At 65.3% G+C, this 13,707-nt stretch carries 14 protein-coding genes; 13 read left to right on the top strand and 1 reads right to left on the bottom strand.

Going from position 1 to position 13,707, the window contains the following annotated elements; genetic code table 11:
• Positions 1-197 precede the first annotated feature (197 nt).
• Entirely contained in the window at positions 198-509 is a 312-nt protein-coding gene (locus tag ACW17V_RS17440) for an energy transducer TonB (RefSeq protein ID WP_492106310.1), read from the bottom strand.
• A 337-nt stretch (positions 510-846) separates the two neighbouring features.
• Here ACW17V_RS17440 and ACW17V_RS17435 point away from each other — a divergent pair, with 337 nt between their 5' ends.
• The 13 genes from ACW17V_RS17435 (at position 847) to ACW17V_RS17375 (ending at position 13,651) form a co-directional block, all read left to right on the top strand.
• Positions 847-2,811, top strand: a complete 1,965-nt coding sequence (locus ACW17V_RS17435; RefSeq protein WP_492106309.1) for a methyl-accepting chemotaxis protein — start codon at positions 847-849, stop codon at positions 2,809-2,811.
• Complete coding sequence (locus ACW17V_RS17430) at positions 2,808-3,095, top strand: STAS domain-containing protein (protein WP_492108822.1); 288 nt, start codon at positions 2,808-2,810, stop codon at positions 3,093-3,095. The genes ACW17V_RS17435 and ACW17V_RS17430 overlap by 4 nt, the downstream gene beginning before the upstream one ends.
• Complete coding sequence (locus ACW17V_RS17425) at positions 3,092-3,457, top strand: response regulator (RefSeq protein WP_419318856.1); 366 nt, start codon at positions 3,092-3,094, stop codon at positions 3,455-3,457. The genes ACW17V_RS17430 and ACW17V_RS17425 overlap by 4 nt, the downstream gene beginning before the upstream one ends.
• 46 nt (positions 3,458-3,503) lie before the next feature.
• Positions 3,504-5,771, top strand: a complete 2,268-nt coding sequence (locus ACW17V_RS17420; protein WP_492106308.1) for a chemotaxis protein CheA — start codon at positions 3,504-3,506, stop codon at positions 5,769-5,771.
• A 3-nt stretch (positions 5,772-5,774) separates the two neighbouring features.
• Positions 5,775-6,242, top strand: coding sequence for a chemotaxis protein CheW (locus tag ACW17V_RS17415; protein ID WP_492106307.1), 468 nt, complete (start codon positions 5,775-5,777; stop codon positions 6,240-6,242).
• Positions 6,242-7,120, top strand: a complete 879-nt coding sequence (locus tag ACW17V_RS17410) for a CheR family methyltransferase (RefSeq protein WP_492106306.1) — start codon at positions 6,242-6,244, stop codon at positions 7,118-7,120. Before ACW17V_RS17415 ends, ACW17V_RS17410 begins: the two co-directional genes overlap by 1 nt.
• Positions 7,120-8,148 (top strand): protein-glutamate methylesterase/protein-glutamine glutaminase, encoded by a 1,029-nt coding sequence (locus ACW17V_RS17405; protein WP_492106305.1) that lies wholly within the window; start codon positions 7,120-7,122, stop codon positions 8,146-8,148. The genes ACW17V_RS17410 and ACW17V_RS17405 overlap by 1 nt, the downstream gene beginning before the upstream one ends.
• Positions 8,149-8,152: 4 nt before the next feature.
• Positions 8,153-8,542 carry a response regulator gene (locus ACW17V_RS17400; RefSeq protein WP_010918325.1) on the top strand — a complete coding sequence of 130 codons (390 nt, stop codon included), beginning with the start codon at positions 8,153-8,155 and terminating at the stop codon, positions 8,540-8,542.
• Positions 8,539-9,102, top strand: coding sequence for a chemotaxis protein CheD (locus ACW17V_RS17395; RefSeq protein WP_492106304.1), 564 nt, complete (start codon positions 8,539-8,541; stop codon positions 9,100-9,102). The genes ACW17V_RS17400 and ACW17V_RS17395 overlap by 4 nt, the downstream gene beginning before the upstream one ends.
• Before the next feature lie 5 nt (positions 9,103-9,107).
• Positions 9,108-9,494, top strand: coding sequence for a DUF8776 family protein (locus ACW17V_RS17390; RefSeq protein WP_492106303.1), 387 nt, complete (start codon positions 9,108-9,110; stop codon positions 9,492-9,494).
• A gap of 9 nt (positions 9,495-9,503) precedes the next feature.
• The gene (locus ACW17V_RS17385; protein ID WP_492106302.1) at positions 9,504-10,103 is read left to right on the top strand and encodes a response regulator; all 600 of its coding nucleotides are present in this window, start codon (positions 9,504-9,506) and stop codon (positions 10,101-10,103) included.
• Complete coding sequence (locus ACW17V_RS17380; RefSeq protein WP_492106301.1) at positions 10,100-10,573, top strand: chemotaxis protein CheE; 474 nt, start codon at positions 10,100-10,102, stop codon at positions 10,571-10,573. The genes ACW17V_RS17385 and ACW17V_RS17380 overlap by 4 nt, the downstream gene beginning before the upstream one ends.
• A gap of 288 nt (positions 10,574-10,861) precedes the next feature.
• Complete coding sequence (locus tag ACW17V_RS17375) at positions 10,862-13,651, top strand: TonB-dependent receptor (RefSeq protein WP_492106300.1); 2,790 nt, start codon at positions 10,862-10,864, stop codon at positions 13,649-13,651.
• The last annotated feature ends 56 nt before the right edge of the window (positions 13,652-13,707 follow it).

The following is a 13,707-nucleotide window of genomic DNA, read 5'->3' as shown; positions in this document are numbered from 1 at the left end:
CAAGAAGCGGTCGCCGGGCCGCCACCCAGGGCTGCTCATATTGACCAAGGCGGGCGCCCTGACGGGCGTCCGCTTTTTGCCGCCAGCTGTCGCGCACGGCAAAACGCCCCCGCGAACCAGACGCGAAGCGATCCATCGGAACGCTTCGGTCTGGTCGGCGGAGGCGTATTGAGCCCCGAGAATAAGGAGCTGGAAGTTTACGCGCCGCCCGGGAAGCGGAACGGAACCTTCACGGTGCCGGTCTTGGCGCCCATCGGCAGCTTTTCAGCGATGCACATGGCGGCCTTGTCGAAGCCCTTGCCGGCCGCGCTGTTGTCAACGACCTTGCATTCCGAGAGCTTGCCAGCGTCAGCGGTGCATTCCAGCATCACTTGAGCAGCGTCCCGGGTATTGGCGAACTGTTGCAGGCAACGGCTCATCTGGTCTTCGAATCCGCCAGCCGCCGAGGCGGCTTGAGCGATGAAAAAGCTGCCAGCGATTCCTGCGGCAAAAGCGATCGGATATTTCATCCCGCTGCTCCTAGTAATGAATTCACGTCCTGTGGACGATGCGCCAACCGGACGCATGCCGTTTTTCGCAGCTGCGAGTTAAAATATTCTGAGTCATTGCGGAACATTCAAAATTTACTTTGCGGTAACCCTGCTCCGGCTTTTACCCTCCGACCTGCCTTCAAAGCCGTCTTTATAGATTCACCTGCGACCAATTGTCCCTCATGGCAGCGCTTGGCCCCCTGAACTCCAGTTTCCCTTAACCAAGGTCAGAGTCTGTTAGGAATCTATAGTGATGATCCCCCTGGCTTGTTGGCGATCCGTGGGCACGGAATCGCCGCATGAAGGGGACCTAGAAATGAAGCGCTTTCGGCTTGTCGACCTACCACTGATCATAAAGATCGGCTTCGCGCCGGCCTTCGCACTGTTGATGCTGGCCCTGATGGCCAGCGGCGCCGTCGTCGTGCAGCGCAGCCAGACTGCCGCCCTGCGGCAGGTCGTCGAGCAAGATATGCGTATCAACAGCGATATCCAGTCGCTGTCGCGCCGGATCACTGACGCTCACGGGACGCTCTATCAAATCCTGGCGTCGAAGGCCGATCCGATGGCCCCGTCAGCCGGACCGCGCATCACCGAGTTGCTGGCCGAGTTCGACGCCCTGGGCAAGGACATGAAGGCGCTCTCGAGCCGCCTGCCGGCTTCGGAGCGTCCGAAGATCGAGTCGCTCGTCAAGGCCCTCGCCGAATGCCGCAGCGCCGTCGACACGGTCAGCGGCATGATCGACGTCGATACGGGCATGGCCATGAGCTTCGCCGGCAGCTTCGAAGATCAGTATGTAAAGATGGCCGCACAACTGCAGAAGGTCGTTGACGACGCCGGCGCCCGCGCCACCGCCAAGGCCGACGATCACAAGGCCGAAGCCACCGCGGCGATGAGCGCCACGATCATCCTGTCGCTGATCACCCTGGGCGCCGTGGGCGCTCTGGCCTTCCTGACGGTCATGAATGTCCGCAAGTCGATCGCCGACATCGCCGGCGCGACCGAGCGTCTGTCGAAGGGCGACAACAGCATCGATCTGGAAGCGATGACCCGCCTGGACGAGCTGGGCGCGATCGTTCGCTCCCTGAAGATTTTCCGCGACAACCAGCTGCACCTCGAGCAGATGCGGGCCGAGCAGGAAAAGACCGCGGCCCTGACCGCCGACGAGCGCCGCTCGAAGGAAGCCGCCGCCGCCACCGCCGCTCGCGAGAGCGCCCTGGTGGTGACCAGCCTGGCCGAAGGCCTGGAAAAGCTGGCCTCTGGCGACCTGACGTTCCGCGTCAACGCCGACTTCCCGGGCGAATACGCCAAGCTGAAGGATGACTTCAACGGCGCCATGGCCTCGCTGCAGGAGACGATGAAGGTCATCGCCGCCTCGACCGACGGCCTGCGCACCGGCGCCGACGAGATCGCCCATGCTTCGGACGACCTGTCGCGCCGCACCGAACAGCAGGCCGCCTCGCTGGAAGAAACCGCCGCGGCTCTGGACGAGCTGACCGCCACGGTGCGCCGCACCGCCAGCGGCGCCCGTCAGGCCTCGGACGTTGTTTCGACCACCCGTGGCGAAGCGACGCATTCCGGTCAGGTCGTGCATCAAGCAGTGTCGGCGATGGGCGAGATTGAAAACTCGTCCAAGCAGATCAGCCAGATCATCGGCGTGATCGACGAGATTGCGTTCCAGACCAACCTTCTGGCCCTGAACGCCGGTGTCGAGGCCGCCCGCGCTGGTGAAGCGGGTCGCGGCTTCGCCGTCGTCGCCCAGGAAGTTCGCGCGCTGGCCCAGCGTTCGGCCGAAGCCGCCAAGGAGATCAAGACCCTGATCTCGTCCTCGACCCAGCAGGTCAGCCAGGGCGTGAACCTGGTCGGACAGACCGGTGAGGCGCTGCAACGCATCGTCGTGAAGGTGGGCGAGATCGACGCCCTGGTGACCGAGATCGCGGCCTCCGCCGCCGAACAGGCCACGGGGCTGAATGAAGTGAACACGGCCGTGAACCAGATGGATCAGGTCACTCAGCAGAACGCCGCCATGGTCGAGGAATCGACCGCCGCGACGCACTCGCTGAAGGGCGAGACCACCGAACTGGTCCGACTGATGGCCCGTTTCCGGGTGGGTGAAGGCCAGGCCGCCTATGGTCGTCCGGCCGCCGCCGATCCGGCTCAACACGCACCGGCCCGCAACCCGGTCGCCGAGCAGAGGGCCCGTCTGGGCGCCTTCGCCCGGCCCGCTCGTGGCGGCGCAGCTACCGCGGCCGCCCCGGCGGCCGACGGATGGGAGGAATTCTGATGGCCGCACTCGCGCTGCCTGAAACGCTCGATCTAAAGGCCGCCAGCCCGCTGAAGTCCGCCTTCCTGGCGCACCGGGGCGAACCGCTGGAGGTCGAGGCCGGTCAGGTCCGCCGCCTCGGCGGCCTGTGTCTCCAGATTCTGCTCGCGGCCAAAAAGGCCTGGGAGCAGGACGGCAAACCCTTTTCGATTACGGGGCCTTCGGAGGCCTTTGTAGAAACCACCCGTCTTTTCGGCGCCGATGGGGCGCTCCTTTCGGCGGACATCCATGGAGTCCAATCGTGACGCGCACGATTCTCACGGTCGACGATTCCCGCACGATGAGGGACATGCTGCGCATGGCCCTGGTCGGCGCGGGCTTTAATGTGGTCGAGGCCGTCGACGGCGAACATGGGCTGGAAGTTCTTTCCGCCCATCGTCCGGACGTCATCATCACCGACATCAACATGCCCAAGCTGGACGGCTTTGGTTTCATCGAGGCGGTTCGCGTCGATGACGACTATCGCGCCATCCCGATCCTGGTGCTGACCACGGAAAGCGATCCCACCAAGAAGCAGCGGGCTCGGGAAGCCGGCGCCACGGGCTGGATCGTCAAGCCGTTCAATCCCGAGAAGCTGGTCGAGGCCATCCGTCGCGTCGCGGCCTGATCTCACAACACATTCGACGTCTAGAACTCTCTAAGGAACTTCGGGAATGGACGAGCTAGAGGCCATCAAGGTCACCTTCTTTCAGGAATGCGAGGAACTGCTCGCCGACCTCGAAGGCGGGCTCCTGGCCATGCAGGAGGGCGTCGGCGACATTGAAACCGTCAATGCCGTCTTCCGGGCCGTGCATTCGATCAAGGGCGGCGCGGGCGCCTTCGGCCTCGAGCCGCTGGTCCGCTTCGCCCACGTGTTCGAGACCCTGCTGGACGCGGTGCGTTCCAGCGAAGTCCCCAACACCGTTGAACTGGCCGCGGTCATGCTGCGCGCGTCCGACGTTCTGGCCGACCATGTGAGCGCCGCGCGCGGCATGGGCGATGTCGACATGGCGGCTTCGGCCGCCATGGCGGCTGAACTGAAGGCCTGCACCGATCCTTCGGCGGCGCCGGTCGCCGCGGCTCCGGTGGTCGAGACCGTCGAGGCCGCTTCCGAGTCCGCCCCGGCCCCCGCGCCCGCGTCCGATGATCTGGACGATGACGATCTCGGCTTCGACTTCCAGCCGATGACGATCTCGATCGACGCTCAGGCGGCCGACGCCGAACTGATCCCCGACAACGTCTGGACGGTGTCGATCCGTCCGAAGTCGGACCTGTATCGCAAGGCCAATGAAACCGCCCTGCTGCTGCGCGAGCTGAGCCTCCTTGGCCCGATCGTCGCGACCATGGACGACAGCGCCCTGCCGACCCTGGAATTCCTCGACGCCGAAGCCGCCTATGTCACCTGGAGCGTGCGCGTCGAGACCGAGGACGGCGAAGACGCCATCCGCGAGGTCTTCGAATTCGTCGACGGTGACTGCGATCTCGAGATCGTTCGCGGTGAGGCGCCCGTGGAGGCCGCCCTCGCCAACCTTCTGAGCACCATTGAACCGCCGGCCGCCGAGCCGGTCGCCGAGCCTGTCGCAGAGCCTGTCGCCGAAGTCGAGCCGGCCGCCGTCGTCGAAGCGCCGCCGCCCGTTGCGGCCGCCGCCGCGCCCGCCCCGGTCGCCGCGCGCGCCGCGACGCCCGCCGCCGCCCCGACCAAGGCCACGCAGGTCGACGTCCCCGGTCCTGGCCAGTCGGTCATCCGCGTCGATCCCGAGCGCATTGACAGCCTGATCGATCTGGTCGGCGAGCTGGTGATCAATCAGGCGATGCTGGCCCAGCGCGTGGGCGAGTACGGCATCGCGCCGTCATCCAGCCTGGCCATGGGTCTGGATGAGCTGGAGCAGCTCACCCGCCAGATCCAGGACAGCGTGATGGCTATCCGCGCCCAGCCGGTGAAGTCGGTGTTCCAGCGCATGCCGCGCCTGGTTCGCGAAGTCGCCAACATGACCGGCAAGCAGGCCCGTCTGGTGATGGACGGTGAAAACACCGAGGTCGACAAGACGGTCATCGAACGGCTGGCCGACCCGATCACCCACATGCTGCGCAACGCCATCGACCACGGGCTGGAGAGCCCGGAAGAGCGTCGCGCCGCCGGAAAGAATCCCGAAGGCGTCGTGCGCCTGGCCGCCCTGCACCGCAGCGGCCGGATCGTCATCGAGGTCCAGGACGACGGCAAGGGCATCAATCGCGAACGGGTCTTCTCGATCGCCGTCAAGAAGGGCCTGATCGCGCCCGACCTGCAGCTGACCGATGAGGAGATCGACAATCTGATCTTCCTGCCGGGCTTCTCCACCGCCGAGAAAATCTCGGACGTGTCGGGTCGCGGCGTCGGCATGGACGTGGTGCGCCGGAGCGTCCAGGCCCTGGGCGGCCGCATCTCGATCGCCTCGCGTCCCGGCCTGGGCTCGACCTTCACGCTCAGCCTGCCGCTGACCCTGGCCGTCCTCGACGGCATGGTGGTCGATGTGGCCGGCGAGACCCTGGTCGTGCCCTTGGCCGCTATCGTCGAAAGCCTGCGCCCCAAGGCCGAAGAGGTTCGTCCGCTGGGTCCCGTCGGCTCGGTGCTGGCGGTCCGCGACAGCTTCGTGCCGCTGATCGATGTCGGCCTGACCCTGGGCTATCGCACCACCTCGCCGTCGCCGACCGAAGGCGTGGTGCTGCTGGTCGAGGGCGAGGACGGCTCGCGCGCCGCCCTGGTGGCCGACGCCATCCACGGCCAGCGCCAGGTTGTCATCAAGTCGCTGGAGCAGAACTACCAGCAGGTCGAAGGCGTCGCCGCCGCGACGATCCTGGGCGATGGCCGCGTGGCCCTCATCCTGGACGTCGACGCGGTGATCAATCTTCGCCGCCGGGAGACGCCCCGTCCCGTCGAACCCACATTAATTGCAGCGGAGTAAGTCATGATTGACCCAACTACCGTCGCGAGTACCGCACGCCGCGAGCTGATCTCGTTCAGGGTCGGCGATCAGGAATACTGCGTGAACATCATGGCCGTGCGCGAGATCCGGGGCTGGAGCCCCGCCACCGCGCTGCCCCAGACGCCCGGCTATATGCGCGGCGTGATCAATCTGCGCGGCGCCGTCCTGCCGATCATGGACCTGGCGGCGCGCCTGGGCATGCCGATGGTCGAGCCGACCGTCCGCAGCGTGTTCATCGTCGTCCAGGCGGGCGACCGCACCGTCGGCCTGCTGGTCGATGCGGTGTCGGACATCCTGTCGATCAATGACGACATGGTTCAAGCCACCCCGGACGTGGCCTGCGACACCGTTCGCAGCTTCGTCCGCGGCATCATTTCGATTGAAGAGCGCATGATCAGCGAGATCTCGCTCGACCGTATCCTCCCCGAACGCGAGGCCCTGGCCGCCTGATGACCTCAGCTGCAATGACAGAACGTCGTGAAGCCATCGTGGATGGCGAATTCGCCTTCACGAATCAGGACTTCAAGAAAATCGCCGCCCTGCTCTACGGGCAGGCCGGAATCAGCCTGCCCGAGAGCAAGGCGACCCTGGTCTATTCGCGGCTGGCCAAACGCCTTCGCGCCCTGGGCATGAAGACCTTCACGGAGTACTGCGCGTTCGTGGCGCTGGAGAGCAGCGTCGACGAGCAGCAGGAAATGCTGCGGGCCCTGACGACCAACGTCACCCGCTTCTTCCGCGAACCGCACCATTTCGACGACCTGCGCGCCAACGTCCTGGAGCCGATGGTCGACAAGGTGCGCGCCGGCGGCCGCCTGCGCCTCTGGTCGGCCGCCAGCTCGTCGGGCCAGGAACCCTATTCGATGGCCTTCACGGTGCTGTCGGTGTGGCCCAACGCCGCCGACCTGGACATCCGGATCCTGGGCACCGACATCGACACCAATGTGCTCGCGACCGGTCGCGCCGCCGTCTATGATGAGAGCCTTCTGGAAGGCATCCCGCCGGCGGCCCGCAACCAGTATTTCGAGCGCGATCCCGGCGACCGCCGCGCGTTCCGCGTCTGTGAAGCCGCGCGCAGCCTGGTGGCCTTCCGCGAGCTGAACCTCAACGGCCCCAGCTGGCCGATGAAGGGGCCGTTCGACGCCATCTTCTGCCGCAACGTCGTGATCTATTTCGACGAGCCGACCCAGGAGCGCGTCTGGAACCGCTTCGCGCCTTTGGTCGCGCCCGGCGGCAAGCTGTATGTCGGCCACTCAGAACGGGTAGGGACGTCGATCACGGCCTTTGAAAGCGCGGGGCTTACCGCCTATCGCAAGGTGGGAGGTCGCTAATGGCCAAGATTCGCGTTCTCGTCGTTGACGACTCCGCCACCATGCGGAGCCTGATCACGGCCGCCCTCAATCGTGATCCCGAGATCGAAGTCTGCGGCGCCGCCGGCGACCCCTTCGAGGCCCGGGGCATGATCAAGGCCCTCAATCCCGACGTCGTCACTCTCGACATCGAGATGCCGAACATGAACGGCATCGAGTTCCTCGAGAAGATCATGCGCCTGCGGCCGATGCCGGTGGTCATGGTCTCGACCCTGACCCAGGCCGGCGCCGAAATGACGCTGCGGGCCCTGGAACTGGGCGCCATCGACTGTGTGGCCAAGCCTGCTGACGCCCTGGGCACCCAGGACGCGCTCAACGAGATCGTGGTCAAGGTGAAGATCGCGGCCCGCGCCTCGGTGCGGACCAAGGCCGACACCGCCCCCGCCGCGGCGAGGACCAAGACCTTCATGCCCTCGGGCGATGTGGTGGCGATCGGTTCTTCGACCGGCGGCGTCGAGGCGCTGCTGGCGATCCTGACGATGTTCCCGGACACCTGCCCGCCGACCGTGATCACCCAGCACATGCCGGCGACCTTTACCGCCAGCTTCGCCGCGCGTCTCGATCGCGCCAGCGGGGCCAAGGTGCAGGAAGCCACGGACGGCGCCTTGCTGGAGCCCGGCAAGGTCTATGTGGCCCCCGGCGGCGCGACGCACCTGGAGGTCGTTCGGTCGGCCGGGCTGCGCTGCCGCCTGGTGCAGGGCGACCCGGTCAGCGGCCACCGGCCTTCGGTGGATGTGCTGTTCAATTCGGTGGCCAACGCGGTCGGTGACAAGGCGGTGGGCGTGATTCTGACCGGCATGGGCCGCGACGGCGCCCAGGGCCTTCTGGCCATGCGCAACGCCCGCGCCAAGACCCTCGGACAGGACGAGCAGAGCTGTGTCGTTTACGGCATGCCCCGCGCGGCCTTTGAAATCGGCGCCGTGGAGAAGCAGGTTTCCCTGTCCTCCATGGGTCAATCTATCCTCGATCTGGCCTCCGCGAGGCGATGAACCCATGCCCCAAGCAAGCACTATTTCCGTTCTCGTCGTCGATGACCAGCTGACCATGCGGGCCTTGATCCGCAATGCGTTGCAGCAAATCGGGTTCAAAGACATCCGTGAGGCGCCGGATGGCGAGGAGGCTCTCAAGAACCTCCTGGCCAAGCCGGCCAACCTGGTCATCTCGGACTTCAACATGCCCAAGATGGACGGGCTGGCCCTGCTCCGCGCGGTGCGCTCGCATCCGCCCATCCGGCAGACGGCCTTCGTCATGCTGACCGGCCGGGCCGACCGCGAGCTCGTCCAGCGGGCCGTGCAGTTCGGCGTCAACAACTACTGCGTCAAGCCATTCACCGTTCAGGGCCTCAAGGAGAAGATCGAACAGGTCTTCGGTCAGCTCACATGACGTTTGGACAACCCGACGACCTGGAACGCGCGGTCAAGGTTCACGTAACGCAGGGCGAGAGCCATGTGTCGTCCGACCCCAACGTGGTGATGACCACGGTGCTCGGCTCGTGCATCGCCGCCTGTATCCGTGATCCGCAGGCCGGCATCGGCGGCATGAACCACTTCCTGCTTCCCGATGCGGGCGACGGCCGCAAGGATGGCGACGCCGTCCGCTACGGCGCCTACGCGATGGAGCTGCTGATCAACGGCTTGCTCAAGCGCGGCGCGCGTCGCGAGCGGATGGAGGCCAAGATCTTCGGCGGCGGCAAGCTGTTCGAGGGCCTGTCCGACGTGGGGGCCAGCAACGCCAGCTTCGCCGAACGTTTCCTGCGCGACGAAGGCATTCCGATCGTCTCCTCCAGCACCGGCGGCGTCTCGGCCCGTCGTGTGGAATTCTGGCCGGCCTCGGGCCGCGTCCGTCAACGCCTAGTGGCGGTCGACAACGCGCCGCAGGATGTCCGACGTCCTACGCCCGCACCCATGCCGGTCGATTCCGGCGGCGATCTGGAGCTTTTCTGACCCGCATGACCGCCACCCAGCTCTCGACATCCCCGATCGCCACGCCGGAGGCCCTGACTCCGGTGGGCGAGCTCTCGCGCCGTCTCGCGGCCGAGCTGATGTCGGCTGCCGCGGTGTGCCGGGACTGCGAACATATCGCCGGCGATCTGGCCAAGGGCGGGGCGGCGCTGGAGAGCATCTCCCGTCTCCAGGCGCTGGACGAGTTGAGCCAGCGCCTCCACGGTCTGTCAGACGTGCTGCAGCGCATCGGCGAGCATGCGTCGGGCGAGTGGAGCATGTCGATCGAACCCCTTCTCGAAGGCCTTGGCCTGGCGGACCTGGTGGTGCGCCTGCGCGCTGCCGGCGAACCGACGGCCTGGGACGTCGAGGCGGGTGAACTCGATTTCTTCTAGGTTGCGTTCATGGACGTTCTCCAGGCTTCGACCCGCATCAATCTGGAGCGCGCCACGGTTCTGGTGCTGGATGATAACGGCCCTTCGCTCGACATCCTGTCCCAGGTAGTTTCGGGGTTTGGGGTCAAGCAGCTGCATCGGGCCGAGACGGTGAAGGAAGCGCAGACCCTGGTGGGCTCCAAGACCTTCGACCTGATCATCAGCGACGTTCAGATCCCGGAGGTCGACGGGATCGAGTTCATCAACTGGCTGCGTCGTGACGCGCCGGAGACCAATCGCTACGTTCCGGTGATCCTGGTCACCGGGCACACCCGCACCACCGACATCTTCCGCACCCGTGACGCCGGGGCCAATTTCACGGTGGCCAAGCCGATCACGCCCAAGGTGCTGCTGGAGCGGATCTTCTGGGTGGCGCGCGAGGAGCGGGCGTTCATCGAGTGCGAAAGCTATGTGGGCCCTGATCGGCGCTTCAAGTACGAAGGCCCGCCGATCGGCATGGAAGGCCGGCGGCGGGACGACCTGCCCGCCGAGGTCGGCAATGCGCAAGAAGCCAACATGTCTCAGGACGAGATCAATAGTCTGATGAAGGTCGCGAAGGTGCAGATATGAGCGTCGTTCGCAAATTCCGCCCACCCAATCGCCTGGCCAAGCTGATCAAGGATAGCGGTGGCCTGATGGCCAAGGACGCGATCATCGCCGCCGAAGCCGGCGTCGAAAGCCTGCGCGAGGCTTCGCTGGCCGTCCTGGACGAGACCCTGGCCGAAATCGAGCGCCGCTTTGGCCCCTCGGCGGCCGACCGCGAGTCCGAGAGCTTCGAGGATCTTTACAACCTCACCATGGCGATGATCGACGTCAGCACCTTCGTCTCCGACGCCGGCGTGGACCAGGCCGCGGTCTCGCTGGCCGCGACCGCCGACAGCTGCGCAGAGGCCGGCGCATGGCGCTGGGCCGCCATTGACGTTCATCTTCACGCCCTGCGCCTGCTGCGCACCGTCGGCGCCGAGCTGCCCGTCGCTGATCGTCAGTCGATGATCGAGGGCCTGAACAAGGTCAGTCACCGGAAGGTCGACGAGCTCTAGGGGCCGCCTCGCCCTGTCGGCGAAGCGTTGAGAGCGCCGCAAAGATGTGTCGGAAAAGCCACGGGTGCGACTTCTCCTGTGATCCACGACAATCTCGCCTTGTGGCCATAACGACGGTTTGTTAGCCCTTTGCTACCGGTGTCAAAACTGCGGACAATTGTCCGCTGGCATCTGACACCGGTGTCAAAAACACAGACGGCCTAGAATTGGCTGCGCGGGAAGGAAGCGCGATCAGTTCAAAGCCGGGCGGCGCAACAGCGCCGTTTCCGTCGAACGGGAGGAGGATACATGTCTAAGATTTCCGAGGGGCGTCTCAACGTCCTGAAGCTTGGGGTCTCCACGGGCGCCCTGGCGCTGGCCATCGCGATGGCTGGAACCGCATCTGCCCAGACCGCGCCGCCTGCGGGCGAAGAGGCTGTGGTCGAGGAAGTGGTGGTCACCGGCTTCCGGCGCTCGCTCGATCAGGCGCTGAACGTCAAGCGCCAGTCGGTCTCCGCGGTGGACGTGATCGTCGCCGAAGACATCGCCAAGTTCCCTGATCAAAATCTCGCGGAATCGCTGCAGCGCATCCCCGGCATCTCGATCGTCCGTGACGGCGGCGAAGGCCGCGCGATCACCGTTCGCGGTCTGGGCTCGCAGTTCACCCGCGTCCGCGTCAACGGCATGGAGGCGATCGCCACCACCGCCGACGGCGCCAGCGCCAACCGCGAACGCGGCTTCGACTTCAACGTCTTCGCTTCGGAACTCTTCAACTCGCTCGTCGTGCACAAGACCGCCGAAGCCTCGCTCGACGAAGGTTCGCTCGGCGCCGTCGTCGATCTGAACACCGGCAACCCGATCGGCGGCAAGGACGGCCTCACGCTCGCCCTCAGCGCTCAGGGCCAGTACAACGACCTCAGCAAGAACCTGGGTCCGCGCCTCGCCGGCCTGATCGGCTATCGCGCGCCCAGCGGCGTCTGGGCGGCCTCGATGTCGGCGGCCTATTCGAAGCAGGAGCAGGTCGAGTCCACCAACAACACCGTGCGTTGGGCGCAGGCGCGCTTCAATTCGGTGGCCGGGACCAACTGCTTCACCACCCAGAACTCGGGCGGAACCTATGTGCCGAGCGCATCCTGTAACCAGGTGGCTCTGGCCTTCCACCCCCGTATTCCGCGCTATGGCGAAGTGAACCACGAGCGCGAACGCCTGGGCCTGACCGGCAGCTTCCAGTACCAGCCCACCGACCGCACCAAGCTTTCGGTCGACGGCCTGTATTCGAAGTACAACGCCGTTCGTAACGAGAAGTGGGCCGAGGTCCTGTTCCGGTCGAACGAGCGCTCGATCAGCGTTCGCGACTACACGATCGACAGCAACAACAACCTGATCAAGGGCACGTTCGACAACGCCTGGGTGCGTATCGAGCACTATGAGCGCGAGCTGGACACCACCTTCTACCAGTTCAGCGCCAACCTGACCCACGAGTTCAACGACCAGTTCAAGATCCAGGGCCTGGCCGGTTTCTCGAAGTCGGACGCCGACATCCCCTACGAAACCACGATCATCTTCGATGACCGTGACGCCACCGGCTACAAGTACGACTACACCGACATGAAGAAGCCGGTGCTGGCGTTCGGCACCAGCGTCACCGAGCCGACGAACTTCCAGTTCGCCGAGTTCCGCGACCGGCCGTCCAACAACACCAACGAGTTCAAGACCGTCGCCCTGAACGCTGATTGGGCGATCACCGACGAGCTGACCTGGAAGGCGGGCGCGGTCTATCGCGAGTTCGAGTTCGGCCTGACCGAAGGCGCTCGTGACTCCACGTACTGCGCGGCCTTCACCTGCGCGGCCGGTACATATGGCGCGCCGGTCACGGCGGCTCTGACGAACAGCTTCAGCCTGTCGGGCGCCGAGGCTCCGGCCGGCACGACGACCAACTGGGTGGTGCCCAACCTCCAGGCCGCCACGGCCATGGTCAACCTCTACAGCCGTCCCCTGATCGTCCAGGCGGGCAACACCCGTTCGGTGACTGAAAAGGACACCGGCGGCTTCCTGCAGTTCGACGTGAAAAGCCAGATCATGGATCTGAACTACGCGCTGAACCTGGGCGTGCGCTACGTGAAGACCGAACAATCGTCGACGGGCATCAACAATAGCCAGAACGTCACGATCGAGCGCGCCTATGAAGACTGGTTGCCCGCCGGCAATCTGGCGCTCTATCCGCGCGAAAATCTCATCCTGCGCGGTTCGATCGCCAAGGTCATGACTCGCCCCAGCCTGGGCAACCTGACCCCGGGCGGCTCGGTCGATGGCTTCAACTACCGGATCACCTCGGGCAATCCGCAGTTGGATCCGTTCCGCGCCACGGCCTATGACGCCTCTGTGGAATGGTACTTCGCTCGCGAGTCGATCTTCTCGATCGCCGTGTTCAGGAAGGATATCGCCAGCTTCCCGGTCGGCGTTTCGGCGACCGGCACCTACGCCTCCACCGGTCTGCCACTATCGCTGATCCTGGCCAGCTCGCCCGCCGCGGCGGACCCCGAGGGGCGTCCTTGGACCATCAACAGCACGACGAACGGCGAAGGCGGCAAGCTGCAGGGCGTTGAGTTCGCCGTGCAGGGGCCGTTCAGCTTCCTGCCGGGCTTCTGGTCCAACTTCGGCGGTATCGCCAACCTGACCCTGGTCGACTCCGACGTCGATTATACGGTGCAGGGGGCGGCGACCGATCCGCTGGGCACGTTCCCCCGGTTGGTCAACCGGCGCGAGACGGAGCGCCTGTTCAACCTGTCGCGCCGGGCGTTCAACGCCACGCTCTACTACGAAGCCGACAAGTTCAGCGCCCGCGCCTCGGCGGCCTATCGCAGCGGCTTCCTCGATGCGACCAGCGGCACCGGCAACGTGTTCGAGGGCTACAACAGCTCGATCAATGTCGACGCCTCGATGCGCTACCGCCTGAACGACAATCTCGAGTTCTCGCTCGAGGGCGTCAATCTGACCGACGAGTATCGTGATCGCTTCACCGATCTCGAGGCGGATCGCAACTACGAATACAACCACTTCGGCCGGACTATCATGTTCGGCGTTCGTTACAAGATGTAGTCTACCAAGCGCTGGAACGAGGAAGGCCGCCGGCTACGCTGGCGGCCTTTTTCATT

The sequence above is a fragment of the Caulobacter sp. FV2ye17ST genome (assembly GCF_058680955.1).
Note: the sequence above shows the minus strand (reverse complement) of the source record. Positions and strands in the feature narration are given on the sequence as shown.

Excerpts from the sequence above, each read along its gene's own strand:
- ACW17V_RS17400 (WP_010918325.1), top strand. The coding sequence starts at position 8,153 with ATGCCCCAAGCAAGCACTATTTCCGTTCTCGTCGTCGATGACCAGCTG.
- ACW17V_RS17435 (WP_492106309.1), top strand. The coding sequence starts at position 847 with ATGAAGCGCTTTCGGCTTGTCGACCTACCACTGATCATAAAGATCGGC.
- ACW17V_RS17380 (WP_492106301.1), top strand. The coding sequence starts at position 10,100 with ATGAGCGTCGTTCGCAAATTCCGCCCACCCAATCGCCTGGCCAAGCTG.
- ACW17V_RS17395 (WP_492106304.1), top strand. The coding sequence starts at position 8,539 with ATGACGTTTGGACAACCCGACGACCTGGAACGCGCGGTCAAGGTTCAC.
- ACW17V_RS17405 (WP_492106305.1), top strand. The coding sequence starts at position 7,120 with ATGGCCAAGATTCGCGTTCTCGTCGTTGACGACTCCGCCACCATGCGG.
- ACW17V_RS17390 (WP_492106303.1), top strand. The coding sequence starts at position 9,108 with ATGACCGCCACCCAGCTCTCGACATCCCCGATCGCCACGCCGGAGGCC.
- ACW17V_RS17410 (WP_492106306.1), top strand. The coding sequence starts at position 6,242 with ATGACCTCAGCTGCAATGACAGAACGTCGTGAAGCCATCGTGGATGGC.
- ACW17V_RS17420 (WP_492106308.1), top strand. The coding sequence starts at position 3,504 with ATGGACGAGCTAGAGGCCATCAAGGTCACCTTCTTTCAGGAATGCGAG.
- ACW17V_RS17375 (WP_492106300.1), top strand. The coding sequence starts at position 10,862 with ATGTCTAAGATTTCCGAGGGGCGTCTCAACGTCCTGAAGCTTGGGGTC.
- ACW17V_RS17440 (WP_492106310.1), bottom strand. The coding sequence starts at position 509 with ATGAAATATCCGATCGCTTTTGCCGCAGGAATCGCTGGCAGCTTTTTC.
- ACW17V_RS17385 (WP_492106302.1), top strand. The coding sequence starts at position 9,504 with ATGGACGTTCTCCAGGCTTCGACCCGCATCAATCTGGAGCGCGCCACG.
- ACW17V_RS17415 (WP_492106307.1), top strand. The coding sequence starts at position 5,775 with ATGATTGACCCAACTACCGTCGCGAGTACCGCACGCCGCGAGCTGATC.